Consider the following 24827-nt stretch of genomic DNA (forward strand, 5'->3'; position numbering starts at 1 on the left):
CGAATATGGATAATGGCCAGCACTTGTGTGATAAGCACAAATGCTGCTGCCCCCTGATCGACGGATATTCTTTTGACGCGCTTGCCTGATCTTCCCGTTACCCGCATTCTGCCGCAACTGGATACGGCCATGGACACCCATGCAAGCGCGGTTCTGGTCGCGCCGCCGGGTGCGGGCAAGACGACGCTGGTGCCGATCCATATGCTGGATGCGCAGTGGCGCGGCGATGGCATGATCGTGCTTCTGGAGCCGAGGCGACTTGCTGCCCGCGCGGCTGCCCGTCGCATGGCCGAGCTTTTGGGCGAGGAGCCGGGCGAAACGGTCGGCTACCGGATGCGTCTGGAGAGCAAGGTCTCGGGCAGGACGAAAATCCTTGTCGTCACTGAGGGCGTCTTTGCGCGGATGATCCTTGATGATCCGGACCTCAAGGGTGTGGCGGCAGTGCTGTTCGACGAGTTTCACGAGCGCAGCCTCGATGCGGATTTCGGGCTGGCGCTGGCGCTCGATGTGCAGGCGGCCTTGCGCGACGATCTGAAAATTCTGGTCATGTCGGCAACGCTCGACGGTGCGCGTGTGGCCGCACTCCTCGGCGATGCGCCAGTGATTGAAAGCGAGGGCCGGGCCTTCCCTGTCGATATTCGTTATCGCGAACGAAAAGCCGACGAGCGGGTGGAAGACGCGCTGGCGCGGAGCATTCGCGACGCGCTGGCCGATGAGACCGGTAGCATTCTGGCTTTCCTGCCGGGGCAGGGCGAAATCGAGCGCACGGTGCGCCTTCTGGAAGATCGCGTGCCGGCCCATGTGATACTCGCGCCGCTTTATGGCGCGATGGAAGGCCGCGATCAGGACGCGGCAATCAAGCCGGCACCGGAAGGCAGGCGCAAGGTGGTTCTGGCGACCTCGATTGCTGAAACCTCCATCACGATCGACGGCGTGCGCGTGGTGATCGACAGCGGGCTTGCTCGCCTGCCGAAATATGAACCAGCCACCGGCCTGACACGGCTGGAAACGGTGCGGACCTCGCGCGCAAGCGCCGATCAGCGGGCGGGCCGCGCCGGGCGAACGGAGCCGGGCATGGCCATTCGCCTCTGGCATCAGGGGCAGACGGCATCGTTGCCCGCCTTTTCTCCGCCCGAAATTCTGGAGGCCGATCTATCCGGCCTTATGCTCGACAGCGCCGCTTGGGGCGTGACCGATCCGGCAACACTTGCCTTTCTCGATGCGCCGCCGAAACCGGCACTGAATGAAGCCCGTGCTCTGTTGCGCAGGCTTGGCGCGCTCGACGAGGCCGGGCGTTTGACCCCCGACGGAGAAGCCATGCGCCAGCTCGCCCTGCCTGCGCGTCTTGCCCATATGGTGGCCGAGGCGGGCAAGCGCGGCGAAGTTTTAAAGGCTGCCGAACTGGCGGTGCTCTTAACCGAGCGTGGTCTTGGCGGTAACGAAACCGATCTCGATACGCGCTTTTCGCGCTTTCGCAATGATCGTTCGGACCGTGCTCAAAGGGCCAAGGGTCTGGCAAAGCGCCTTGCCGCGAATGTGCCCAATCAGGGCGCGCCCGCTGGATCAGGCATCGGGCGCATGCTGATAGACGCCTATCCTGACCGCATCGCCAGAGCGCGCGGCCAGACCGGACAATTCCTGTTGGCCAACGGTCGCGGCGGCGAGGTGGATAGCGCGATCAGCCTCAGTCGTGCACCCTGGCTGGTCGTGGCGGATATGTCCGGCAAGGCGGGCCGTGCGCGTGTTCTTTCGGCTGCCGAAGTGTCGGAAGCGGAAATCCGGTCAGCTCTCGGCGAGCGGATCGAGAGCGGGCGACAGGTCGTCTATGACCCCGAAAAGAACGCGCTCAGGGCGCGTGAAGCCGTGCGCATCGGCGCCATCGCCCTTTCGGAAAAGCCACTGGCCGCGCCATCGGGCAGCGCTGCCGATGAGGGCGTGATCGCCGCCCTGCGCGAACATGGGCTTGGCATTCTGCCCTGGGGCAAGGAAGCTGAAATTCTGCGTCGCCGTCTTGGCTGGCTTTATCGCGGGCTTGGCGATCCATGGCGATCCATGGACGACGAGCATCTGCTGGAGACGCTGGAAGACTGGCTGCTGCCCTTCCTCACCGGTGAAGCGCAACTCGACCGCATTCCGGGTCACGTGCTGAAAAACGGCTTGATGAGCCTTGTGCCCTTCGATCTTCAGCGCAGTGTGGATCAACTCGCGCCAACGCATTTCACCGTGCCTACCGGCTCGCATATTCCAATCCGCTACGATGCCGAAGAGCCGGTGCTGGCCGTCCGCGTGCAGGAACTGTTCGGACTTGGTGTGCATCCATCTATCGCCAATGGCAAGGTGCCTTTGCTGCTGGAACTTCTGTCGCCCGCCCATCGCCCGATCCAGATCACCCGCGATCTGCCGGGCTTCTGGAAAGGATCATGGGCCGATGTCCGGTCCGACATGCGTGGGCGCTATCCAAAACATGTCTGGCCGGAAGACCCGGCCAATACGGAAGCGACCCGCCGGGCAAAGCCGCGCGGAACCTAACACGAAGCATTAACCGCCTGCGACCGGATAACGCAGTTCCGCTTGCATTCCTGTCTTCGCTTGCCCCATAAGGGGCGGGATAGAGGGACAGCAGAAAATGCACGCAGAGTTCGAGAACCGCGCTTCCAATCTTTCGCGCCGCCCGCGTTTGACCACGCTGGTTCGTGTGCGCTGGCTGGCCATCGCCGGACAGACGGCAGCCGTCATGCTGGTGGCGCTTTACCTGCAATTCCCCTTTGCAGTCGGTATCTGTTTTGCGCTGATTGCCTGCTCGGCCTGGCTCAATCTCTATCTGGCCTTTCGTTTTCCGACCAATCACCGGCTGAACCCGGAAGCGGCGAGCCTTGTGCTGGCCTTCGATATTCTGCAACTGGCGGGCCTGCTTTATCTCACCGGCGGGTTGCAAAACCCCTTCGTCATCCTGATGATCGTGCCGGTCATCATTTCGGCCACCTCGCTTTCAGCCCGGCACACGCTCGCGCTGGCTTTACTGGTCGTGGCCTGCACATCGGTGCTTTCGGTGCGGCACGAGCCGCTGCCCTGGTATCCGGGGCAGGAACTGAACCTGCCCTTCCTGTTCGTGATCGGCATCTGGTGCGCGATCACCTCGGCACTGGGCTTTACCGGTGTCTATGCCTATCGCATCGCGGAAGAAGCGCGCCAGCTGGGCGATGCTTTGAGCGCTGCGGAACTCATTCTCCAGCGCGAACATCACCTCACCGCTCTGGATGGTCTCGCCGCTGCTGCCGCTCACGAGCTGGGAACGCCGCTCGCCACCATCGCGCTGGTGGTGAAGGAAATGCAGCGTTCCTATGCCAAAAATCCGGTTGATACGGGGCTTGGCGAAGACATTGCGCTTTTGCATTCGCAGACGCAGCGCTGCCGTGAAATTCTGCAACGGCTGACCAGCTTGTCCTCGGAAAACGAGGAGCATATGTCGCGCCTGCCATTGTCCTCGCTGATCGAGGAAGTGATTGCACCGCATCGCAATTTCGGTGTCACCATCGACGTGGAGAAGGTGGAAGGGCCGAAGCCCGAGCCGGTCACGCGGCGCAATCCCGGCCTGCTTTATGGCCTCGGCAATCTGGTAGAAAATGCTGTCGATTTCGCGCGCGGCAATGTCAGTGTCACCTGGGGCTGGACCGACAATCAGGTCAGCGTGACCATTCAGGACGATGGCGAAGGTTTCAAGCCGGAAATCCTCGACCGCATCGGTGAGCCCTATATGACCAGCCGCGACAGCACCCGCAATGGCGGCGGGCTTGGCCTTGGCCTGTTTATCGCAAAAACCTTGCTGGAGCGTTCCGGCGCACAGATTGCGTTCCGTAATCGAAGCAATCCGGGGCAGGGGGCAGAAGTCAAAGTGGTTTGGCCGCGTTCAACCTTCACCCACGTCTGACGCAAAACCGCCTCGCAAAATTGTTTTTGCTCAACTTCTTGTGTTGTCTTTTAGAATTATTAATCAAATACAATGATTTATAGTCTGGCGTAAAATTCATGGCCGTAGAAATTGCTTCAACGATTCAATGGCTATTTGACTTTTTGACGCAGGGGTATCAATAAGGGATCAAAAATACAGGCAGGAAGCACCCGATGGACGACTTGAAGCAGGAAGACAGCGAAGCCATAGGCAACGACCCCACCCTCCTTCTGGTTGATGACGACAAACCTTTCTTGCAACGCCTGGCCCGCGCCATGGAAAGCCGGGGCTTTCAGGTGACCACAGCGGAATCGGTTGAAGAAGGCATCGCCGCCGCCAAGGCCGCAGCGCCCGCCTATGCCGTGGTCGATATGCGGCTGGGAGACGGCAACGGTCTCGACGTCATCGAGGCCATTCGCCTGCGTCGTTCCGATACGCGTGCCATCGTCCTCACCGGTTATGGCAATATCGCCACCGCCGTGAATGCGGTTAAGCTCGGAGCCATCGACTATCTGTCGAAGCCTGCCGATGCGGATGAAGTCTTTGCAGCCCTGACCCGCCGTCCGGGCGAAAAAGTCGCTCCGCCGGAAAACCCGATGTCTGCCGATCGCGTCCGCTGGGAGCATATCCAGCGCGTTTACGAGATGTGCGAGCGCAATGTTTCGGAAACCGCGCGCCGTCTCAACATGCATCGCCGTACCTTGCAGCGCATTCTCGCCAAGCGCGCGCCGCGCTGAGGCCTTGATTCTGCATTTTGGCGTTCGCCCGCCGAAAATTAGTAATTTCTTAATTCAGTGAAAAATCCAGTAAAACCTCCGTGTTTTGCTGGATTTTTTTATTAGAGGGGATTTCAAAGGTAATTTCCCTATATTGTGTATCATTCCTAGTGGATTGTTCTAAAGTTGAATATAAAAATCTATAATAATAAGGCAACTAAGGCACATCCCGAAAAGTGTGAAACGGTTTTCGGATAAGATGTGCTCCAAAAACAAATAGTTAGAGCGGTCCTGGTGCCGCTCTAGGGCCATTCGGAGGAGAATGCTGCGCCTTGTTCCATCGCAGCCCGGTTCTCTTGTGCTCGAATGCGCTATCTAACATTCAAGGCAACACATGACTGCTCATACTGATGCACCTTCGAGCGCCACCGCCCGCCGGCGAGCGCTTATCGCCAGCTTGACTGGCAGCTCCATCGAATGGTTCGACTACTTTCTCTACGGCACAGCCGCCGCGCTTGTTTTCAACAAGCTGTTCTTCCCCAACTTCGACCCTGTCGTCGGGTTGATGCTGTCTTATCTGTCGTTTTCGCTGACCTTCTTCATCCGTCCGCTGGGCGGCGTGATTTTCGCGCATATCGGCGACCGTATAGGCCGCAAGAAGACGCTGGTCATCACGCTGTCGCTGATGGGCGGTGCAACCGTTCTCATCGGTCTGCTGCCGACCTATGAGCATATTGGCGTCTGGGCACCCATTTTGCTGATCCTGCTGCGCATGGTGCAGGGGCTCGGCATTGGCGGCGAATGGGGCGGTGCTCTGCTGCTGGCCTATGAATATGCACCTGCCAATCGCAAAGGCTTCTTCGGTAGCGTTCCGCAGGTCGGCGTAACCATCGGCATGTTGCTGGCGACGCTTTCGGTCAGCCTGATGGTCACCCTGCCGGATGAATCCTTCATGGCCTGGGGCTGGCGCGTTCCCTTCGTGCTGAGCGCGGGTCTGGTTTTCCTCGGCCTTTGGATCCGTAACGGTCTCGACGAGACGCCGGAATTCAAGCAGGCGAAGGAAAGCGGCAATGTCGCCAAGATGCCGCTCATTGAAACCCTTCAGAACCATTGGCGCGAAGTGCTGATCGCCGCTGGCCTGAAGGTCGTGGAAACAGCACCGTTCTACATCTTCTCTACCTTCGTGGTGAGCTATGCGGTGAGCACACTTGGCTTCGAAAAGAGCGCGGCGCTGAACGCCGTGATGATCGGCGCGCTGGTCGCTTCAATCCTGATCCCGACCATGGGTCTCGTGTCCGATTATGTTGGCCGCAAGACGGTCTATGTCGTCGGCTGCATCCTGCTCGGCCTGTTCATCGTTCCCTACTTCATGCTGCTCGACACCAAGACCGTCTGGGGCCTGACGCTGGCAACGGTTATCAGCTTCGGCGTTCTCTGGTCGCCGATCACCGCTGTTCTGGGCACGCTGTCGTCGGAAATCTTTGCGACCAAGGTGCGCTATACCGGCATCACGCTCGGCTACCAGCTGGGTGCCGCGCTGGCTGGCGGTACTGCGCCGCTGATCGCCACCTGGCTGCTCGCCAAATATGAAGGCAGCTGGCATGCGGTCGCGGTCTATCTGCTGGTGACGGTGCTGATTTCTCTGGTCGCCATCATCGCGATCAGCCGCAGCCGTTCGCGCCAGTAAGCGCCGCTGCTAAAACATTGAAAAGCGGGGAAACCACATCGGTTTCCTCGCTTTTTGTTTAAAAATCGCCGCCCGGCATTTCCAGTCCGGAAAGCTCGGCATAGGTGAGGCGCGCCGCGCCCGCCCGGGCAAAGCGCAGCATCAGCGCCTTGCGGGTAGCACCTGCCAGCTTGTGTTCAGGCGCATCGCGCAGGATTTCCGCGCCATAACCGTCAGAGAGAATGAAGCCGCATTCCTCCGGGAATATCTCACGCGGCACCGCCGGATGGGTGGCGAAAAACAGCCGGTCGCAATAGGCGCGATAGTCCGGCCATTTGCGATCCGCCTTCCAGTCCTCAATCGACGACTTGATCTCGACAATCCAGATTTCGCCCTTGCGGCTGACCGCAATCAGATCGGCGCGGCGGCCGGATGCAAGCGGCAGCTCCGGCAAGGTCGCAAGCCCCATATCCAGAAACAGGCGCTGCACACCACGGCGCACAAGCATGGCGTTGTCTGATTGCCGTCCGTCGGACAGCGGATGGGTCTGGTTGGGAATCACGATGGGCATGGCGGCATTTTGCGTGCGGTTTCAAAGCGAAACAACTGAAAACGCGCGATTCTTTGTGGCGATTTTTGAGTATTGGGCCGTCAAACAAGGCGAAAAAAGGCAGAAAAATGGCCTAATAAAGAATTTTTCAATTTACGGTTAACGTACAGTTAACAATACTGCCGCATCTTCAAGCATGAATGGGCGATTCGCTCCTTTTGACGGCACATTGATTCTATCTTGGGGGAATGCATGAATTCTCGCGTCCTTAAACTGACGACGGCACTTTTTCTTGCAGGCGGACTTGCTGGCTGCTCTACTGTCGGCGGAACGTTCTACACAGCCTCTTACTCGTCGGTCACCGATGCTGGCTATGTGCTTCCCGCCATTCCGAGCGAAAAGATACCGGCGCAATATCGTCGCCAGATCGTGAAGTATCAGACCGATGAAGCCCCCGGCACCATCATCGTCGATACGCAAGCGAAGTTCCTCTATTACATCATGCCGGATGGCAAGGCGATGCGCTATGGCATCGGCGTCGGGCGTGAAGGGTTTGGCTGGTCGGGCACGGCCCGCGTTGCCATGAAGCGCGAATGGCCGACCTGGACGCCGCCATCGGCAATGATCAAGCGTCAGCCGGAACTGGCGAAGTTCCGCAATGGCATGGACCCGGGCCTCAAGAATCCGCTCGGCGCGCGTGCGCTCTATCTGTTCAACAAGGGTGGTGATACCGGCTATCGCCTGCACGGGACGCCGGAATGGTGGACCATCGGCAAAGCCATGTCGTCGGGCTGCATCCGTCTGATGAATCAGGATATCATCGATCTCTATGATCGTGCCGAACAGGGCGCAAAGGTTATCGTGAAGCAGTAAATAATGCTATATCGGCGATACACGACATTAAAGTGGTGATCGTGTATCGCCGAACTTATTTTCAAATAGTTTAAAGTCTGTTTTCAGAGCAGTGCGGGAAATATATCTGCATATTGCAGAATGACATCTGAAACGGAGTGCATAAAGTATCCATATGCCTCCTTTAGTTCTTCCAAGTCTGAACTGCCGATCGGTATATGAAACATCATGTCCTCTTTCTTGAAACATGAGTGAATCTATACTTTTTACGGGGCGCTGCAATCGCCATAGTTTGGTACACGATAAGTACGATGATATCGCTTATACTTAATATACGATATGCGCCAGGACGGCGTTGAGCGCGGCGCTTTCATAAAAAAACGCCGGTCTGGCGATCCGGCGTTTTTCAGATTTCAGTTTGTGAGACCGATCAGATCTGTTCGACCTGCTGCACTTCCGGCACGAAGTGACGAAGCAGGTTCTGGATACCGTGCTTCAGCGTCGCGGTCGACGACGGGCAGCCCGAGCAGGCGCCCTTCATGTTGAGAAACACGGTGCCGTTTTCGAAGCCACGGAAAGTGATGTCGCCGCCATCCTGCGCAACGGCAGGGCGAACGCGGGTTTCGATCAGTTCCTTGATGGTTTCGACGATTTCGGTATCGGCCTCATCGAAGAATTCTTCATCTCCATGAGCGGCTGCGGCGTCTGCATTGGAGTTGTCAGCCATGGCCGAGGCGCCCGACATGAAATGCTCCATGATCGTGCCGAGGATTGCAGGCTTCAGGTGCTGCCATTCGCCATCGTCCTTGGTGACGGTAATGAAGTCATAGCCGAAGAAAACGCCGGTAACGCCCGGAACGGCGAACAGCTTGGCTGCCAGCGGCGACGTGTTGCCGGCGGATGAAGCATCGCGGAAATCGGCGGTGCCTTCCGGCATGACCACCTTCCCGGGCAGAAACTTCAGGGTCGCCGGATTGGGCGTGGTTTCAGTCTGGATGAACATGCCAGTTCTCCGCTTTCAATTTTGGAACTGTTCTAATAATAGCGAAACCGCGCAGAAACAAGGGCTGTCGCTCTCAGGCGCGTTTCAGTTGCTATCAATATAGGGTGATTGCACAACAGTTGCAAATTCGTCAGGCCGTGGCGAAAAGAGTGATTTTCGAGTACCGGAGCGGAACGTATTTAAAGGTACGTGAGCACCGGAAGCCTCGCATAATCCCGAAAAGTTGCAGACTTTTCGGATCAGATTATGCGAACGCAAAACTCAAAATTGCTCTTTGCAGCCCGGCATCACGAAGAATGCAACTGTTGCGTCAGGTCACCGCATCAATGTCGTCATCGGTCAACCCTGCGGGAACAACGGTGACGGGGATGGGAAACTGGGCGCGGCCAGCCAGCGATTGCACGAGAGGGCCGGGGCCTTCCTTGCCGGAACCGGCAGCGAGAACCAGAATGGCAATGTCCTGGTCTTCCTCGATCAGGCTGAGCAGCTCTTCCGCTGTCTGGCCTTCACGGATGCTAAGTTCGGGTTCGATGCCCTGATCTTCACGTACGACGGCGGCGAATTTTTCCAGCGCGGATCGCGCTCGATCCTGCGCTTCGGCACGCATGATTTCGCCGACGCCCAAAATTTGCTGGAAATCGGAGTCATCAATAACGAAAAGCAGAATGAGCGAGCCGCTCGTGTTTTTGGCACGGCGTGCGGCATAGGCGACAGCGCGCCCGCATTCGGGCGTTTCATCGATGACGGCGAGAAATTTGCGTCGGTGACCGGATTCCCGGCTTAGTCGTTTGGATACCATGGCCGCAATTTGCCATCAGGATTGGCCGCCTGCAAGCCAGCATTCTTTGCTATGGCCCTGAACAGCAGGCAATTTCACAAAAACAAGGGCGACCGCAAAAAACCAGTCGCCCTTGGTGACGCTGTTGAAAATCAGTTCTGCAACCAGCCGATAATGTCGCGCACATCGCGCATGGTCTTCTCGGCGATCACACCTGCGCGCTCGCCGCCGTCCCGCAAAACGCTGTCGATATGGGCCGGATCGGCCACCAGACGGCGCATTTCATGGGTGATCGGCGAAAGCTTCGTCACGGCCAGTTCGGCCAGTGCCGCCTTGAATTCCGAGAACTGGCGCCCGCCAAATTCGCCAAGGATATCTTCCTTCGACTGCGAGGCGAGAGCCGCATAGATTCCGACCAGATTGTCCGCTTCCGGACGACCGGACAGACCATCCAGTTCCGATGGCAGGCCATCGGAATCGGTCTTGGCCTTGCGGATCTTCTTGGTGATCGTTTCTTCGTCGTCGATCAGATTGATGCGCGACAGGTCCGACGGATCGGATTTCGACATTTTCTTGGTGCCGTCGCGCAGCGACATGATGCGCATAGCCGGACCCGAAATCATCGGTTCGGTCAGCGGGAAGAAGCCCGAAACCTTCTCGTCGCCCACCTGCATATCCACGCCGATGCCAAGCGATGCAATACGGTCGGAATAGTCATTGTTGAATTTTTGCGCGATATCGCGCGTCAGCTCCAGATGCTGCTTCTGGTCTTCGCCAACGGGCACGGCGGTGGCGCGATAGAGCAGAATGTCGGCAGCCATCAGGCTCGGATAGGCAAAGAGGCCCAGCGAAGCATTTTCGCGGTCCTTGCCGGCCTTGTCCTTGAACTGCGTCATACGGCTCATCCAGCCGATGCGCGCAATGCAGTTGAACACCCAGGCCAGTTCCGCATGCTGCATGACACGGCTCTGGTTAAAGACGATGCTCTTCTGCGGATCAATGCCGGAAGCCAGAAACGCCGCCGTCACTTCGCGGGTGGATTGCAGCAGTTCAGCCGGGTCGGGCGACACGGTCAGCGCGTGCATGTCCACGACGCAATAAATGCATTCTTGGGTCTTCTGGACCTCGACCCACCGCTTGATCGCCCCCAGATAATTGCCGAGGTGGAGATTTCCGGTCGGTTGGACGCCGGAGAAGACAAGCGGTTTGAACGTGCTCATGGTTCTATCCTAAAAATGAACCCCTGCCGGTGGAGAGCAGGGGGCTTTGATGATGTGGCGTGTTTTCGCAGAGACGCAGAGGCGTTTCAAGGACAATTATGCGTCACTCTCGGGCTCTTTCTTGACCGCGCCGCGTTTGACATTGCGGCGGATCATGCCGGTATTTGCACCGCCGAGACCGAAGGCGAGGCCGAAATAGACAATCATCGCGGCAATCACCATGGCGCAGACTGTTCCGGCTCGAACGACAAAGGGCGCAGCGGAAGAAAGCTCATAGGCGAAATGGCCGATGGCATAATGAATGCCAAACGCCATGACGCCCGCCGCGATCAACAGGCGCGGAATGCGGGTGAGAAGCGGAATATCCTGTCCCCAATGGCCGCGTTTCACGAGCGTTGCAAACAGCAGAACGGCATTGACCCAGCCAGCCACGATTTCTGCTGTGGCGATGCCGGTCGGGCCGAGACGCGGGAACAGCGTGATGGCAAGCGAAACATTCACCGCAACGGAAATGGCCGCGAAGATCATCGGCGTACGCGTATCCTCGCGGGCGAAGAAGCCCGGAATAAACGCCTTGATCAGCACGAAGGCGGGCAGACCAAGACCGTAGATCGCCAGAATGTTGGAGACGACGATTGTGGAATCCGGGCTGAATTTGCCGCGCTCGAACAACAGCCGCACGATGGGCTCCGACATGACGAGCAGTGCGGCGGCGGCTGGTAGCGTGAGGAACAGCGTGAACTCGACCGAGCGGTTTTGCAGGTTCGAGGCTTCCTTCATGTGGCCGCCGCGCAAGGCGCGCGACAGTTCCGGCAGAAGCACGGTGGCAACTGCAATGCCCACGACGCCCAGCGGCAGCTGATAGATGCGGTCGGCATAGACCAGTGAGGAAACAGCGCCTTCCATGCCGGAAGCGATGTTGGTGTTGATGAGCAGGTTGATCTGCGTGATGCCCCCGGTGATTGCGGCGGGCAGCGCCAGCACCAGCAGCCGCTTGACGTTTGCAGTCAGGCGCGGACGGCGAAAGCCGATCTTGATGCCCGCATTGCGCACCGCGAGCCAGACGATGGCGAGCTGCACCAGACCTGCCGCCATGACGCCCCAGGACAGGCCGTAGCCGACAGTCAATGGATCATGACCGCGCCACCAGGCAAAGGCCAGAACGCCGATCAGGATGATGTTGAGGAAGACAGGCGCTATCGCTGCCGCGAAATAGCGGTGCAGCGAGTTGAGCATGCCGCCCATCATCGCCGCCAGCGACATGCAGGCGAGATAGGGGAACATGATGGTGGCGAGCCGCACCGTGTTGTCGAACTTCACCGGATCGTCCATGAAGCCCGGCGCAATGACGGTGCGCACGATAAACGGCATCGAAAGTTCCATCACGATGGTCAGCGCCAGCAGCACCGTGAACAGCACGCCGAACACTTCCTCGGAGAAGCGGCGGGCGCCGTCCATGCCGTTCTTTTCGATTTCCTTGGCGAAAAGCGGCACGAAGGCCGAGTTGAATGCGCCTTCGGCGAAAAGCCTGCGGAACGTGTTCGGAAAGCGGAATGCTGCGTTGAAAGCATCGGCCACCGGGCCGGTGCCGAGCGCTGCCGCCATGAACATCTCGCGGGTGAAGCCGAATATGCGGCTCATCAGCGTGCCGGATGCCACCGTGGCGAACTTTTTGACCAGACTCATGCTTTTGAGAAACCTAACTTATGCTGCCTGCGACGAGCGGCCATTGGCCTTGCTGCCGTTTTCGCCGCTGAGCAACGCAAGAACCTTGCGCCGGATATTGCCCTGGCGGGTGGCGTTTGAAATCTTGTGACCCACGAGGTCCGTTACATAAAAACTGTCGATGACCTTTTCGCCGAAGGTCGTGATATGCGCCGAAGCAATATCCAGCGAAAGGTCGGAAATAAGGCCAGTCAGTTCCGACAAAAGGCCGGGACGGTCCAGACCTTCCACTTCGATGACGGTGAACTTGTTCGACAGCGTGTTGTTGATCTCGACACGCGGTTCCACGGTGAAGGCCTTGGCGTTCTTCTTCGGCTTGGTGCGCTTGGCCAGCACATCGGGCAGATGCGCCTTGCCGGAAAGCACATCTTCGATCACCTTGCCCACGCGCTCGGCGCGGCGGCGTTCATCCTCATCCAGATCGAATTCGCGGCTGATCAGGATCGTATCGAGCGCGCGTCCGTCGCCGGTGGTGAAGATCTGCGCATCGACGATGTTGCCGCCTGCGGCAGCGCAGGCGCCGGTGATGATCGACAAGAGGCGCGGATGGTCGGGCGCAAGAACGGTGATTTCGGTCACGGCTTCGAAGCTCTGTGGCTTGGCCATGGTGGCAAGGGCGCGGCCCGCCCGGTCGGCTTCGCGGATGAAATGGGCGTGGCGCACCTGATCGTCTAGGCTGACGGTCAGGAAATAATTGATGTAATGCAGGCCAAGATAGGCGTCGCGCTCAGGCGTTGGCCAGTCGGAAAGCTTTTCGGCCAGCGCTTCACGGGCCTGCCGGTCGCGGTCGGCGCGCGACAGCTCGGAGAAGCCGCCGGTCAGCACCAGTTCGGTTTCATAGAAAAGCGTGCGCAGAAGCTGGCCCTTCCAGCCGTTCCAGACACCGGGGCCGACGGCCTTGATATCGCAGACGGTCAGGATCAGGAGCAGCTTCAGCCGTTCCATGGTCTGCACCGTGTCGCCAAAGTCGATGATGGTCTTGCGGTCGTTGAGATCGCGCGACTGGGCCACCATGCTCATGGTCAGATGTTCGCGCACCAGCCATTCCACCGTCTCCGTCTCGGAAGGGGAGAGGCCGAAGCGCGGGCAAAGCTTGCGGGCAATGCGGGCACCGGCAATCGAATGATCTTCCGGGCGACCCTTGGCGATATCGTGCAGGAGAAGTGCCACATAGAGCAGATTGCGGTCGCGCTTGATCGTGGTGATTAGATGGTTGGAAAGCGGATGCTCGTTTTCCAGTTCGCCATGCTCGATTTCCGACAGCACGGCAATGCAGCGTAAGAGATGTTCGTCCACCGTATAGTGGTGATACATGTTGAACTGCATCATGGCGACGATCTTGCCGAAATCCGGGATGAACTTGCCCAGCACGCCGGATTCGTTCATGCGGCGCAGGATCAGTTCGGGATTGCGCGGCGATGTCAGAACGTCGAGGAAAAGCTTGTTGGCTTCGGGGTTCTCGCGCAGATCGGCATTGATGAGTTTCAGCGAGCGGGTCAGCTGCTGCATCGCTTCCGGGTGAAACTCCAGCCCGTGCTTGTCGGCCAACTGGAAGATGCGGATGATATTGACCGGATCTTCCGAAAACACGTCGGGGCGCGCGGTGTTGATGCGATGGTTTTCGGAGACGAAATAGCCATCGGTCGAAAGCTTGCGCTTGCGGCGCGAAAAGGTGAGGAAAATGCGGTTGAAGCCCGGCACATGCTTGGCCTGTTCCTCTTCCAGCGCGGCGCAGATGATGCGGGTCAGGTCGCCGACATCCTTGGCCACGAGGAAATAATGCTTCATGAAGCGCTCGACATGGTTCTGTCCGGGATGCGCGGTATAGCCAAGGCGCTGGGCGATTTCCGGCTGAATGTCGAAGGAAAGGCGCTCTTCCGCTTTCAGCGTGGCGAAATGCATGTGGCAGCGCACAGCCCAGAGAAAATCTTCCGCCTTGTTGAAAATGCGCAATTCGGCACGTGACAGCACGCCGAGCTTGACCAGCTCTTCCTTGGTTTTGACGCGATAGAAATATTTGGCGATCCAGAACAGCGTATGCAGATCGCGCTGGCCGCCTTTGCCTTCCTTGACATTGGGCTCCACCAGATAGCGCGTCTCGCCCGCCTTGCGGTGGCGTTCGTCGCGCTCGGCAAGCTTGGCCTGGATGAATTCGGGCCCGGTATCCTTGACGATTTCCTCATCGAAGCGGGAGACGAGCGCGGTGAACAGATCCTTGTTGCCGGTGAGAAAACGCGCGTCGAGAATGGCGGTGCGGATCGTCATGTCTTCGCGCGACAGCCGGATGCACTCATCGATATTGCGTGTCGAGTTGCCGACTTTCAGCCCCATGTCCCAGAGCATGTAAAGCATATATTCGACGACCTGCTCGCCCCACGGCGTCTGCTTGTAGGGCAGCAGGAACAGAAGGTCGATGTCGGAACCCGGCGCCAGCCCGTTGCGCCCATAACCGCCGACTGCGACGATGGCCATGTTTTCCGCCTTGGACGGATTGACCATCGGATAGACCTTGGTGGTCGCAAATTCGAACAGCGCCTCAATCAGCGTGTCCATGAGATAGGAGAGGCGGCGGGCGCAGAGCGTGCCGCCGCCATCCTTCATCAGCAGCCCTTCCGCATTGGCGCGACCGCGTACCAGCGCATCTTTTAGCGCGTGCAGGACCACCTTGCGCACGGGAAGGCTCGTATAGCTTTCGTCGGTCGAATCCGCCAGCTCATTGAGCTTGCGACGGAGCGTTTCGGGATTGACGATCTCTTCCAGCTTCAGGTCGTGTGCGCTCATGCGGCTTGCAGGTCCGGCTTTTCGGGAAAGGAATTGCGGTGACAAGACTATCCTATAGCGGCTTTTACAATGGATGAATATGCAAAAGGAAAGGCCGGGTTTCCCCGGCCTTGTTTGTTATTATTCGCTAATATTTCAGTTCGTCGCATTATAGGCCGCGATAGCCGCCATATTGACGATATCGGAATCCTTCGCGCCGATGCTGACGATCTGCGCCGGCTTGTCGAGACCGACCAAAAGCGGGCCAATAATGGTCGCGCCGCCCAGTTCCTGCAACATATTGGCGGCAATCGACGCCGAATGATTGTCTGGCGTTACGATGACATTGGCGGGACCCGACAGGCGGATGAACGGATATTGTTCCATTAGCTTAGGGTTCAGCGCCACATCAGCGCTCATTTCGCCGTCGAATTCGAAATCGACATGGCGCGTGTGGAGAATGCGCACCGCTTCCTGAATGCGGGCCGAGCTTTCGCCGCCCATATGGCCGAAGGTCGAGAAGGCGGTGAGCGCAACGCGCGGCACATAGCCCATGCGACGCGCCATGCCTGCGGCTTCCACCGCAATATCGGCAAGCTCGTCGGCGGTCGGCTTTTCATGCACGGCCGTATCGGCGATGAACACGGTGCGACCGCGGCAGAGCGCGATGGAAACACCAACCACGCGATGGCCGGGCTTGGAATCGACCACGCGGCGCACATCTTCCAGGCCGACCGCGTAGTTGCGGGTCACGCCCGTCACCATGCCATCGGCATCGCCCAGCGCCACCATGCAGGCCGCGAAATGATTGCGGTCATTGTTGATGAGGCGGTGGCAATCGCGCGCCAGATAGCCCTTGCGCTGCAATTTCTCATAGAGATAGTCGGCATAGGCCGAATTGCGGCTGGAAAGGCGCGCATTGATGATCTCGATGCCGGGGCGGTCGAGGTCCATGCCTGCGGCTTTGGCAGTGTCCTTGATGCGCTCGTCGCGACCGACGAGGATGGCGGTGCCGAGCCCCTGATTCACATAGGAAACGGCGGCGCGCATGACCTGCTCTTCTTCACCTTCGGCAAAGACGATGCGCTTTGGCTGGCGACGCACACGCTCGTAAATCCCGCGCAGCGTCGAGGCGATCGGATCGCGGCGCGCCGACAATTCGCTCTTGTAGCCTTCAAGGTCGGTGATGATGTGACCGGCAACGCCGGTTTCAATCGCGGCCTTGGCGACGGCTGCCGAAACGGAAGCGAGCAGACGCGGATCGAACGGCACCGGAATGATATAGCTCGGGCCGAAGCGCGGGCGGCTGCCCTGATAGGCGGCGACCACATCGTCCGGCACGTCTTCGCGGGCAAGCTCCGCCAGCGCATTGACGGCGGCGATCTTCATCGCGTCGTTGATCGTCGTGGCGCGCACGTCGAGCGCACCGCGGAAGATGTAAGGGAAGCCAAGCACATTGTTGACCTGGTTCGGATAGTCCGAACGACCGGTGGCGACGATGGCGTCATCGCGAATGCGGGCGACTTCTTCCGGGGTGATTTCCGGGTCGGGGTTGGCCATCGCGAAGATGATCGGATTGGGCGCCATGGCGCGCACCATCTCTTCGGTCAGGGCACCCTTGGCCGAGAGGCCGAAGAACACATCCGCATCTTTCAGCGCATCGGTCAGCGAACGGCGGTCGGTCTTGACCGCATGCGCCGATTTCCACTGGTTCATGCCTTCTTCACGGCCCTGATAGACGACGCCCTTGGTGTCGCACAGGATGATGTTTTCCGGCGCAAAGCCCATGGCCTTGATCAGCTCGATACAGGCGATGCCCGCGGAACCTGCGCCATTGCAGACGAGCTTGGTCGTCTTCATGTCGCGTCCGGTCAGATGCAGCGAATTGATCAGACCGGCGGCAGCGATGATCGCGGTGCCATGCTGGTCGTCGTGGAAAACCGGAATGTCCATCAGCTCGCGCAGGCGCTGCTCGATGATGAAGCAGTCTGGCGCCTTGATGTCTTCCAGATTGATGCCGCCAAAGGAGGGCCCAAGATAACGCACAGCGTTGATGAAGGCGTCGATATCGGTCGTATCGATTTCAAGATCGATGGAATCGACATCGGCAAAGCGCTTGAACAGAACGGCTTTGCCTTCCATGACCGGCTTCGACGCCAGTGCGCCGAGATTGCCGAGGCCGAGAATGGCGGTGCCGTTGGAAATGACGGCGACGAGATTGCCCTTGGCCGTATAGTCATAGGCGCGCGCGGCGTCTTCCGCGATGGCCTTGACCGGCACGGCCACGCCCGGCGAATAGGCCAGCGACAGGTCGCGCTGGGTGGTCATCGGTTTTGTAGGGTTGATTTCCAGCTTGCCGGGGCGGCCCTGCGCGTGAAAGTCGAGCGCTTCTTTCTCACTGGCTGTGGGTGTGCGTTCTGGCGTGTTGCCCTTCGGCGTCGAGACTGGCATGTTCCCTCCGGAATCTTGTGCGGTCGCATTCGATAGCGCCAGTCTGGAAATGTGTAAACAGCGCTTTTGGGAATAGTTATTCATTCAAAAACGAACGAATGCGTAATTTAATAACGCTGGTCGTGCAAAACACGCAACAAAATAAGGTTTTATAGCATGGACGTGCGGGGCGAAAACGACAAGCCGGAAGCGGAAGAAAATGCCGCACAGGAAACGGTTGTCCGTCTCACGCCCATGATGGAGCAGTATATCGAGATCAAGGCGGCGAATGTTGATTCGCTCCTGTTCTATCGCATGGGTGATTTTTACGAGCTGTTCTTCGACGATGCGGTGGAAGCGTCGGGCGCACTTGGCATCACGCTGACCAAGCGCGGCAAGCATCTGGGCGAAGACATTCCCATGTGCGGTGTGCCCGTCCATGCCGCCGACGATTATCTGCAAAAGCTCATTGCCAAGGGCTATCGCGTCGCCGTCTGCGAACAGGTGGAAGACCCGGCGGAAGCCAAAAAGCGCGGCTCGAAATCCGTGGTGCGCCGCGATGTGATCCGTCTGGTGACGCCCGGTACGCTGACGGAAGAAAAACTGCTTGATCCGTCGGAGGCCAATTTCCTGATGGCGCTTGGCCGCACCAAGGGAGACGGCGCGCTGGCGCTTGCCTGGATCGACATTTCCACCGGCACATTCCGCGTTGCCGAAACCACCGAAGAGCGGCTTTTTGCCGATATCATGCGCGTCGATCCGCGCGAGCTGGTGGTGGCCGATACGGCGTTTCACGATCCCGAATTGCGCCCGGCCTTCGATCTGGTCGGCAAGGCGGTGTCACCGCAGCCGGCAACCCTGTTCGACAGTGCGGCTGCACAGGCGCGCATCCAGCGCTATTACGATGTGGCGACGCTGGACGGTTTCGGCCAGTTCAGCCGCTCGGAGCTGTCGGCCATTTCCGGCGCCATCGCTTATATCGAAAAGACGCAGATTGCCGAGCGTCCGCCGCTGATGCGGCCGGAGCGCGAGCATGAAGGCGGCACGATCTTCATCGACCCCGCCACGCGCGCCAGTCTGGAACTGGTGCGCACCATGTCGGGAAATCGCGATGGCAGCCTGCTCAAATCCATCGACCGCACGGTCACTGGCGGCGGGGCGCGGCTTCTGGCGGAGCGGCTCACCGCGCCGCTGACCGATCCCAAGGCAATCGCATTGCGGCTTGATTCCGTGTCATTCTTTCTCAGCGAGCAGACGCTTTGCAACGGAATGCGGGCAGAGCTGAAAGGCGTGCCCGACATGCCGCGCGCGCTGTCGCGTCTGGCAGTGGGGCGCGGTGGTCCACGTGATCTGGGCGCGTTGCAGCGCGGTTTTGAGGCAGCGGGCACGCTGGTCTCGCTGTTGGAAGGCGCGCTTTTGCCGGAAGAGCTGGCTGCGGCGCGGGATGCGCTCGACGCCATGCCTGCGGCTTTTGCCGTGCATATCGACCGGGCGCTGGCCGACGAGCTGCCGCTGTTGAAGCGCGACGGCGGTTTCGTGCGCGAGGGCTACAACACCGAACTGGATGAAATGCGCGCCTTGCGCGACCAGTCCCGCCGGGTGATCGCCGGTTTGCAGGCTGACTATATCGAGGAAACCGGCATCAAGTCGCTGAAGATCAAGCACAACAATGTGCTTGGCTATTTCATCGAAGTGACGGCGAATAATTCCGGCGCGATGACCGATACGGATGCCGCCAAGGGGCGCTTCATCCATCGTCAGACCATGGCCAATGCCATGCGTTTCACGACGACGGAACTGGCCGCGCTTGAAAGCAAAATCGCCAATGCCGCCGACCGCGCGCTTTCTATCGAACTCGCCATCTTCGAAGAACTGACGGCGGAAGCCGTCTCTCATGCCGATGCGATCCGCGCTGCTGCAGCCGCTCTTTCGGTCTTCGACGTTTCGGCAGCGCTTGCCGTGCTGGCCGAGGAACAGGGCTATTGCCGCCCGATGGTCGATGCCAGCCTGTCCTTCAACATCGTGGCCGGTCGCCATCCGGTGGTGGAACAGGCGCTGCGCCGTCAGGCGGCCAATCCATTTGTTGCCAATGATTGCGATCTCTCGCCGCAAAGCGACGCTGGCAATGGCGCGATCTGGTTGCTGACCGGGCCGAATATGGGCGGTAAATCGACCTTCCTGCGCCAGAATGCGCTGATCGCGATCCTCGCCCAGATGGGTTCCTTCGTGCCTGCGGGCGCCGCGCAGATTGGTGTGGTAGACCGGCTGTTCAGCCGCGTCGGCGCTTCCGACGATCTGGCGCGCGGACGCTCGACCTTCATGGTCGAAATGGTGGAAACGGCGGCAATCCTCAATCAGGCGGGCGAACGTTCGCTGGTCATCCTCGATGAGATCGGTCGTGGCACTGCCACCTTCGACGGGCTTTCCATCGCCTGGGCGGCGGTGGAATATCTGCATGAGAAGAACCGCTGCCGGGCTTTGTTCGCGACTCACTTCCACGAGATGACCGCACTTTCGGAAAAGCTGGAGAGGCTTTCCAATGTCACGATGCGGGTCAAGGAATGGGACAATGATGTCGTCTTCCTGCATGAAGTGGCCAAGGGGGCTGCCGACCGGTCCTATGGCGTTCAGGTGGCACGGCTGGCCGGTCTGCCGGAAGCAGTCGTCAACCGCGCGCGTGATGTGCTGCACCAGTTGGAAGCTGGCGAAACATCCGGCAAAGCCGACAAACTGATCGACGATCTGCCGCTCTTCTCCGTTGTGCTGCAACAGGAAAAGCCGAAGCCGCAGGCATCGGCAAAGGACAGCGAACTGGCAAGGGCGGTGGCAGGCATCAGCCCCGACGAGCTGACGCCCCGTGAAGCGCTCGACCTGATCTATAAGCTGAAGGAACTGGCCGGGAAGGCGTGAGGGCTTTCGGAAGCCTCGCCCTTCGATCCTTCGACGGGCTCAGGATCGAAGGGCGAGGGGAAATAGCTACAGACTACACGAAGCGGTTTGCTTCAGCGCCGTAATAGGTGATGTAGCGGCTGGAGATGCGCTCGATCGGCAGGATGATGAACACATCGGTTGTGCCGAAGGCCTCATCGATCACCGCGCCGTCGCCGATCATCGCGCCGAGGCGCAGATATCCCTTGACCAGTGGCGGCATGGAGAACAGCGCAACCTTGTTGTTGATCGCTTCCTTTGGCATCAGGTCCATCGGCTGATAGCGATGCGGCAGTGCGCGCACATCCCAGTCGGGCGTGGCGCGGCAATTCTGGTGCAGGAACGACAGGCCGAGCGCGTGGGCGGCAGGAACCGCGCCATGAAACGAAGCGCAGCCGAACATGACGTCAATCGAATGGCGGCGGCAATAGGCCCATGCGCCCTGCCACAGCAGCTCGACGGTGCGCTTTGAACGATATTCCGCCTTCACGCAGGAGCGGCCAAGCTCAAGCAGCTTGAGATTGGGGCGGGACAGCGCCAGGCGCTGCACGTCATATTCATCCGCCGAATAGAAACCGAGCGCCTTGTCGGCCTGATCGCTGCGCATCAGCCGGTAAGTGCCGACGATCTGCTGGTGCTCGGGGACTGGCAGGGCCGTGTCATAGACGAGAAGGTGATCGCAGATCGTGTCGAAACGGTCGGCATCGCGAAGCTCCACGGCCTCGATGGATTCCTTGCGCGCACCCATTTCCTCGAAGAACACGCGGAACCGAAGTTCCTGCGCGGCCTCGATGGCCTCACGGGAGTTTGCAAGTCGCACTTCCAGCGAGCCGATACGTCCGAGAACGATCGGGTCTTCACCGGTTGCGAATAGCGCCTGTTGTGCTTCTAAGCCTGACATGACCGTATCATCAATGATTTGCTGGCCCATTCCAAGCAGTACTGTCATGATGATTCGCTCCTGATTTGTCTATTCACGTATTCCTGAACCTTTTCCCACCGATTAGGCAGTGGAATTGGCCTTCTCATTTATAGGTCGGCGGCGCAACCTGAACTGCATCTGGCCGACGTACTAGAGAGCGAGTGCTACGTGAGGATGACAGAAGCGTGTCACCAATGTGTCATTTCGGCTGGGCGCCGCTTATCCCCTTCAAAAGTCTTTAAAATTACAGCCTTCACGTTATGCGAAAGCCCAATAACGATCAAGTTACCCGGGTGCCCGCAATATATTGGGGGTCATATGAGTGGCTTATCGGGCAGCGCGTTCGCGCCGCCAGCCGAGGAATTCTTCCAGAATGATCAGCGCCGCGCCGATGGTGATAAAGGTGTCAGCAAGATTGAAGACGGCAAACGACCATGTCGGCAGGTGGAACAGGATATAATCCACCACATAGCCATGCATCACGCGGTCGATCAGATTGCCGATGGCGCCGCCGATCACCAGCGCAAAACCATAGCGCGCAAAGACGCGGTCATGCGCATTCGTCCACCAGAGATAAAGCACGAAGACGATGACCGCAGCTGTCAACGCCAGCAGACCCCAGTCGTGCAGCCCGGCGAGCATGGAGAAGGCGATGCCTTCATTATGCGTGCGAAACAGCGCCAGAAACGGCAGCAGGTCGATCTGCTGGGCGTAGTCCATGCGGGTTTCGACCAGATGCTTGACGCCCTGATCAATCAGAACCGTGAGAATGACGACGAAAAGCGAGGACAGAACCGCGTGGCGCTTCATGACTAACCTCTTTCGTCGAGGGTAAGCGCCTCACGGCGGATTTCATAGAGCATGACGCCGGTGGCGATGGCGAGATTGAGCGAATCGGCGCGGCCTGCCTGCGGAATGCGCGCAAGCTTGTCGCATGCATTGGCGAGATTGTCCGGCAGGCCCTGCTGCTCATTGCCCATCATCAGCACGACAGGCTTGTTGGCATAGGGAATGGTGCGGTAATCGACAGCGCCCTTCAGATGCGTGCCGACGATCAGACCGGAGAAACCCTTGCGCCAGTTGAGGAAGTCATTTTCCGTCGTCTTGTAGAGCGGTACGGAAAAGACCGACCCCATGGTGGCGCGCACGGTTTCGAGCGAATAGGGATCGGTGGTGTCACCGATCAGGATGACGCCTTTTGCCCCGACTGCGTCGGCGGTGCGGATGACCGTGCCGAGATTGCCCGGATCGCGCACGCGGTCGAGCGCGATATAAACATCATTGTGCTTCGGTCTGAGGCTCGCCAAATGCTGGTATTGCTGTTCGAAAACGCCAACCACCACCTGGGGATTGTCGCGGCGGGTGATCGCGGCAATCACCTTTTCGGTCACTTCCAGCACCAGTCCGCCCTTGGCGAAGGTGCGGGCGGCGACCTGCTCGACCATTTTGTTGCCCTTGCCGGATTTGGCGAAAACCAGCGTCTTGATGCGCCAGTCCTGCTCCAGCGCGTCGATGACGAGCTTCAGCCCTTCGGCGAGGAACACGCCCTGCTGATCGCGGAATTTCTTCAGCGCCAGCGAGCGCAGATCCTTGACGATCGGGTTGGTCAGGCTGGTGACTTCCTTCACCTGACCGACTTTGGAGTGCTCACCTGAATGATTACCGCGCGAACCGCTGTTTCTGGAAAAATCGTCGTTACGGCTCATTTGGCTACCCAGCGGCTGAACATGGATGTTGAAAGCGCGCGCCCAGCAGAACGCTCACGCAGAATAAGTTCGCCCGATTCGACTGTGCCGCCAAGGCCGGTGAAGCGGTCGCGCATCAGCTCATGAATCGCGAAAAACGATGCGCGGATCGAATAGGCTGTCAGGATCACGGCGAGCGGCTTCGGCGTCAGGATCGAACGGCACGTATCGACCATGGCGGGCAGATGCTCGAACAGTTGCCAGACTTCGCCGCTCGGTCCGCGCCCGTAGGCGGGCGGGTCAAGCAGGATAATGTCGTAGAAACTGCCACGGCGTTCTTCGCGCGCCACAAATTTCATCGCGTCTTCGCAAATCCAGCGGATCGGCTTGTCCGACAGGCCCGCCATTTCCTGATTTTCGCGCGCCCAGATGATGGCTTTTTTCGACGCGTCCACATGAGTGACTTCCGCACCGGCGCGGGCTGCAACCAGCGAGGCAACGCCCGTATAGCCGAACAGGTTCAGCACCTTCACGTTGCGTCCGGATTTCACGCCATCGCGGATAAGGCCATCCATGAAAGACCAGTGCGCGGCCTGTTCGGGAAATACGCCGACATGGCGGAAAGAGGTGAAGCGACCGTGGAAGGAAATGCCGTCATGCTGCATCGGCCATGTTTCGCCGAGCGGCACTTTCGGGAACGCCCAGCGTCCGATGCCTTCCTCGTCCGTATTGCCGGTGAAGACCGCATCGGCCTGATCCCATTCCTTTTGCGGCAGGCTGGGCAGCCAGATCGCCTGACCTTCCGGGCGAACGATGCGGTAGGGACCGTATTGCTCAAGCTTCAGCCCGTTGCCGCTGTCGAGCAGCGCATAATCGGCGGACGGTTCTGTTTCGAGGATGACCGGGAGTTTTTCGCCCGGGCGAGGGCCGGTATAGGGCTTGATTTCGCGCTGCGGGGCGGCGGGACGTTCGCGTTCTTCGGCGGCTACCGGCTTTGGGCCTGCCTTGGCAAATTGCGGACGCGGCTTTTTGAACGCCTGGCCTTTACCCGGATTGGCGGATTCAAACTTGTTTTCATGACGCGGCGCATCATGCTTCGCGCGTTCAAAACCGCGATCCTGTTTGCCACCCGACGGCTTTTTGCCTTTTCCCTTTGGCGCTTTCACCCGAAACTCCAATCACAGTGATTGCGGTCTAGGTAGGATAAACAAGGCCGGTGTGGAAGGGGAAAACGACGTTCTTTCCCGTGCGCAGGCCTTTTCAGGGCCGGAAAACCCGGAAGTTTCGCTTCCGGGCTTGCGAAGAGGGGGCGTTTCAGGTGTTCGCGACCGATGTGTTGCGCCTCTCGGCGGCTTCTGCGCGTTCCAGCAGACGGGCTGCTTCCTGCTTGCTGTCACGAACGCGGCGGCGGTGCTTGCCCTGCGTTAGCCAGGTCACAGCAGAGCCGATCACCACGCCGACGAGCAGCGCGCCAAACAGCCAGACGAACAGCGGCGCGCTGTAGGACAAGGCCGGATTGCCCGGATTGAACGGATCAACCGTCAGGATCGTGGACGCACGATTGGCAACCGACAGCGCGATCAGAATGACCGCGAGCGGGACCAGAATGACGATTGCGACAATACGTTTTGCCAGCATGATCT

At 59.2% G+C, this 24827-nt stretch carries 18 protein-coding genes; 6 read left to right on the forward strand and 12 right to left on the reverse strand.

Annotation, left to right across the window (positions count from 1 at the left end):
* The first annotated feature begins 72 nt into the window (after positions 1-72).
* From hrpB to D8666_RS07720, 4 genes are all read left to right on the forward strand, one after another.
* The gene (gene hrpB, locus D8666_RS07705; protein ID WP_121537100.1) at positions 73-2529 is read left to right on the forward strand and encodes an ATP-dependent helicase HrpB; all 2457 of its coding nucleotides are present in this window, start codon (positions 73-75) and stop codon (positions 2527-2529) included.
* 97 nt (positions 2530-2626) lie between these two features.
* Positions 2627-3928, forward strand: coding sequence for an ActS/PrrB/RegB family redox-sensitive histidine kinase (locus tag D8666_RS07710; RefSeq protein WP_121537102.1), 1302 nt, complete (start codon positions 2627-2629; stop codon positions 3926-3928).
* 194 nt (positions 3929-4122) lie between these two features.
* Positions 4123-4686: a global response regulator transcription factor RegA gene (gene regA / locus D8666_RS07715; RefSeq protein ID WP_078339656.1), complete on the forward strand. Its 564-nt coding sequence runs from the start codon at positions 4123-4125 to the stop codon at positions 4684-4686.
* A gap of 373 nt (positions 4687-5059) precedes the next feature.
* On the forward strand, positions 5060-6352 hold the full coding sequence (locus tag D8666_RS07720) for an MFS transporter (protein WP_121537104.1): 1293 nt from the start codon (positions 5060-5062) through the stop codon (positions 6350-6352).
* A gap of 58 nt (positions 6353-6410) precedes the next feature.
* Here the strand turns inward: D8666_RS07720 and D8666_RS07725 are convergent, their stop codons facing one another.
* On the reverse strand, positions 6411-6902 hold the full coding sequence (locus D8666_RS07725) for an MmcB family DNA repair protein (protein ID WP_109368168.1): 492 nt from the start codon (positions 6900-6902) through the stop codon (positions 6411-6413).
* A gap of 231 nt (positions 6903-7133) precedes the next feature.
* On the opposite strand from D8666_RS07725, the gene D8666_RS07730 reads away from it, so the two are divergent.
* On the forward strand, positions 7134-7754 hold the full coding sequence (locus D8666_RS07730; RefSeq protein WP_121537106.1) for a L,D-transpeptidase: 621 nt from the start codon (positions 7134-7136) through the stop codon (positions 7752-7754).
* A 409-nt stretch (positions 7755-8163) separates the two neighbouring features.
* On the opposite strand, the gene D8666_RS07735 is transcribed toward D8666_RS07730, so the two are convergent.
* The 6 genes from D8666_RS07735 to D8666_RS07760 all read right to left on the reverse strand — a co-directional run bounded on the left by D8666_RS07735 (position 8164) and on the right by D8666_RS07760 (position 17670).
* A complete protein-coding gene (locus D8666_RS07735) occupies positions 8164-8736 on the reverse strand; it encodes a NifU family protein (protein ID WP_121537108.1) in 573 nt (190 codons plus the stop codon).
* Positions 8737-9046: 310 nt separating this feature from the next.
* On the reverse strand, positions 9047-9535 hold the full coding sequence (locus tag D8666_RS07740; protein ID WP_109368171.1) for a universal stress protein: 489 nt from the start codon (positions 9533-9535) through the stop codon (positions 9047-9049).
* Between the two features lie 131 nt (positions 9536-9666).
* Positions 9667-10734 (reverse strand): tryptophan--tRNA ligase, encoded by a 1068-nt coding sequence (gene trpS, locus D8666_RS07745; protein WP_109368172.1) that lies wholly within the window; start codon positions 10732-10734, stop codon positions 9667-9669.
* 96 nt (positions 10735-10830) lie between these two features.
* Positions 10831-12420, reverse strand: a complete 1590-nt coding sequence (gene murJ / locus D8666_RS07750) for a murein biosynthesis integral membrane protein MurJ (RefSeq protein ID WP_121537110.1) — start codon at positions 12418-12420, stop codon at positions 10831-10833.
* Positions 12421-12438: 18 nt separating this feature from the next.
* The gene (locus D8666_RS07755) at positions 12439-15240 is read right to left on the reverse strand and encodes a [protein-PII] uridylyltransferase (RefSeq protein ID WP_109368174.1); all 2802 of its coding nucleotides are present in this window, start codon (positions 15238-15240) and stop codon (positions 12439-12441) included.
* Between the two features lie 135 nt (positions 15241-15375).
* Complete coding sequence (locus D8666_RS07760) at positions 15376-17670, reverse strand: NADP-dependent malic enzyme (RefSeq protein ID WP_109368175.1); 2295 nt, start codon at positions 17668-17670, stop codon at positions 15376-15378.
* 156 nt (positions 17671-17826) lie between these two features.
* On the opposite strand from D8666_RS07760, the gene mutS reads away from it, so the two are divergent.
* Positions 17827-20559 (forward strand): DNA mismatch repair protein MutS, encoded by a 2733-nt coding sequence (mutS, locus tag D8666_RS07765; protein ID WP_121537112.1) that lies wholly within the window; start codon positions 17827-17829, stop codon positions 20557-20559.
* A gap of 73 nt (positions 20560-20632) precedes the next feature.
* Here the strand turns inward: mutS and olsB are convergent, their stop codons facing one another.
* The 5 genes from olsB to D8666_RS07790 all read right to left on the reverse strand — a co-directional run bounded on the left by olsB (position 20633) and on the right by D8666_RS07790 (position 24822).
* Positions 20633-21526 (reverse strand): l-ornithine N(alpha)-acyltransferase, encoded by an 894-nt coding sequence (gene olsB, locus D8666_RS07770; RefSeq protein WP_180917927.1) that lies wholly within the window; start codon positions 21524-21526, stop codon positions 20633-20635.
* A 300-nt stretch (positions 21527-21826) separates the two neighbouring features.
* Positions 21827-22309: a signal peptidase II gene (gene lspA, locus D8666_RS07775; RefSeq protein ID WP_121537114.1), complete on the reverse strand. Its 483-nt coding sequence runs from the start codon at positions 22307-22309 to the stop codon at positions 21827-21829.
* A 2-nt stretch (positions 22310-22311) separates the two neighbouring features.
* A complete protein-coding gene (locus tag D8666_RS07780; protein WP_121537116.1) occupies positions 22312-23205 on the reverse strand; it encodes a TrmH family RNA methyltransferase in 894 nt (297 codons plus the stop codon).
* Positions 23202-24350, reverse strand: coding sequence for an RsmD family RNA methyltransferase (locus D8666_RS07785; protein ID WP_121537118.1), 1149 nt, complete (start codon positions 24348-24350; stop codon positions 23202-23204). Before D8666_RS07785 ends, D8666_RS07780 begins: the two co-directional genes overlap by 4 nt.
* Positions 24351-24498: 148 nt before the next feature.
* Positions 24499-24822 (reverse strand): lipopolysaccharide assembly protein LapA domain-containing protein, encoded by a 324-nt coding sequence (locus tag D8666_RS07790; protein WP_121537120.1) that lies wholly within the window; start codon positions 24820-24822, stop codon positions 24499-24501.
* Between the last annotated feature and the right edge of the window lie 5 nt (positions 24823-24827).

The sequence above is a fragment of the Ochrobactrum soli genome (assembly GCF_003664555.1).
In the GTDB taxonomy this organism is placed as follows: Bacteria; Pseudomonadota; Alphaproteobacteria; order Rhizobiales; family Rhizobiaceae; genus Brucella; species Brucella teleogrylli.

Coding starts and splice junctions, on each gene's coding strand:
- olsB (WP_180917927.1), bottom strand. CDS start 21,526: ATGACAGTACTGCTTGGAATGGGCCAGCAAATCATTGATGATACGGTC.
- D8666_RS07740 (WP_109368171.1), bottom strand. CDS start 9,535: ATGGTATCCAAACGACTAAGCCGGGAATCCGGTCACCGACGCAAATTT.
- D8666_RS07730 (WP_121537106.1), top strand. CDS start 7,134: ATGAATTCTCGCGTCCTTAAACTGACGACGGCACTTTTTCTTGCAGGC.
- D8666_RS07710 (WP_121537102.1), top strand. CDS start 2,627: ATGCACGCAGAGTTCGAGAACCGCGCTTCCAATCTTTCGCGCCGCCCG.
- trpS (WP_109368172.1), bottom strand. CDS start 10,734: ATGAGCACGTTCAAACCGCTTGTCTTCTCCGGCGTCCAACCGACCGGA.
- D8666_RS07755 (WP_109368174.1), bottom strand. CDS start 15,240: ATGAGCGCACACGACCTGAAGCTGGAAGAGATCGTCAATCCCGAAACG.
- D8666_RS07790 (WP_121537120.1), bottom strand. CDS start 24,822: ATGCTGGCAAAACGTATTGTCGCAATCGTCATTCTGGTCCCGCTCGCG.
- D8666_RS07720 (WP_121537104.1), top strand. CDS start 5,060: ATGACTGCTCATACTGATGCACCTTCGAGCGCCACCGCCCGCCGGCGA.
- lspA (WP_121537114.1), bottom strand. CDS start 22,309: ATGAAGCGCCACGCGGTTCTGTCCTCGCTTTTCGTCGTCATTCTCACG.
- D8666_RS07780 (WP_121537116.1), bottom strand. CDS start 23,205: ATGAGCCGTAACGACGATTTTTCCAGAAACAGCGGTTCGCGCGGTAAT.
- D8666_RS07760 (WP_109368175.1), bottom strand. CDS start 17,670: ATGCCAGTCTCGACGCCGAAGGGCAACACGCCAGAACGCACACCCACA.
- D8666_RS07735 (WP_121537108.1), bottom strand. CDS start 8,736: ATGTTCATCCAGACTGAAACCACGCCCAATCCGGCGACCCTGAAGTTT.
- D8666_RS07725 (WP_109368168.1), bottom strand. CDS start 6,902: ATGCCCATCGTGATTCCCAACCAGACCCATCCGCTGTCCGACGGACGG.
- mutS (WP_121537112.1), top strand. CDS start 17,827: ATGGACGTGCGGGGCGAAAACGACAAGCCGGAAGCGGAAGAAAATGCC.
- regA (WP_078339656.1), top strand. CDS start 4,123: ATGGACGACTTGAAGCAGGAAGACAGCGAAGCCATAGGCAACGACCCC.
- murJ (WP_121537110.1), bottom strand. CDS start 12,420: ATGAGTCTGGTCAAAAAGTTCGCCACGGTGGCATCCGGCACGCTGATG.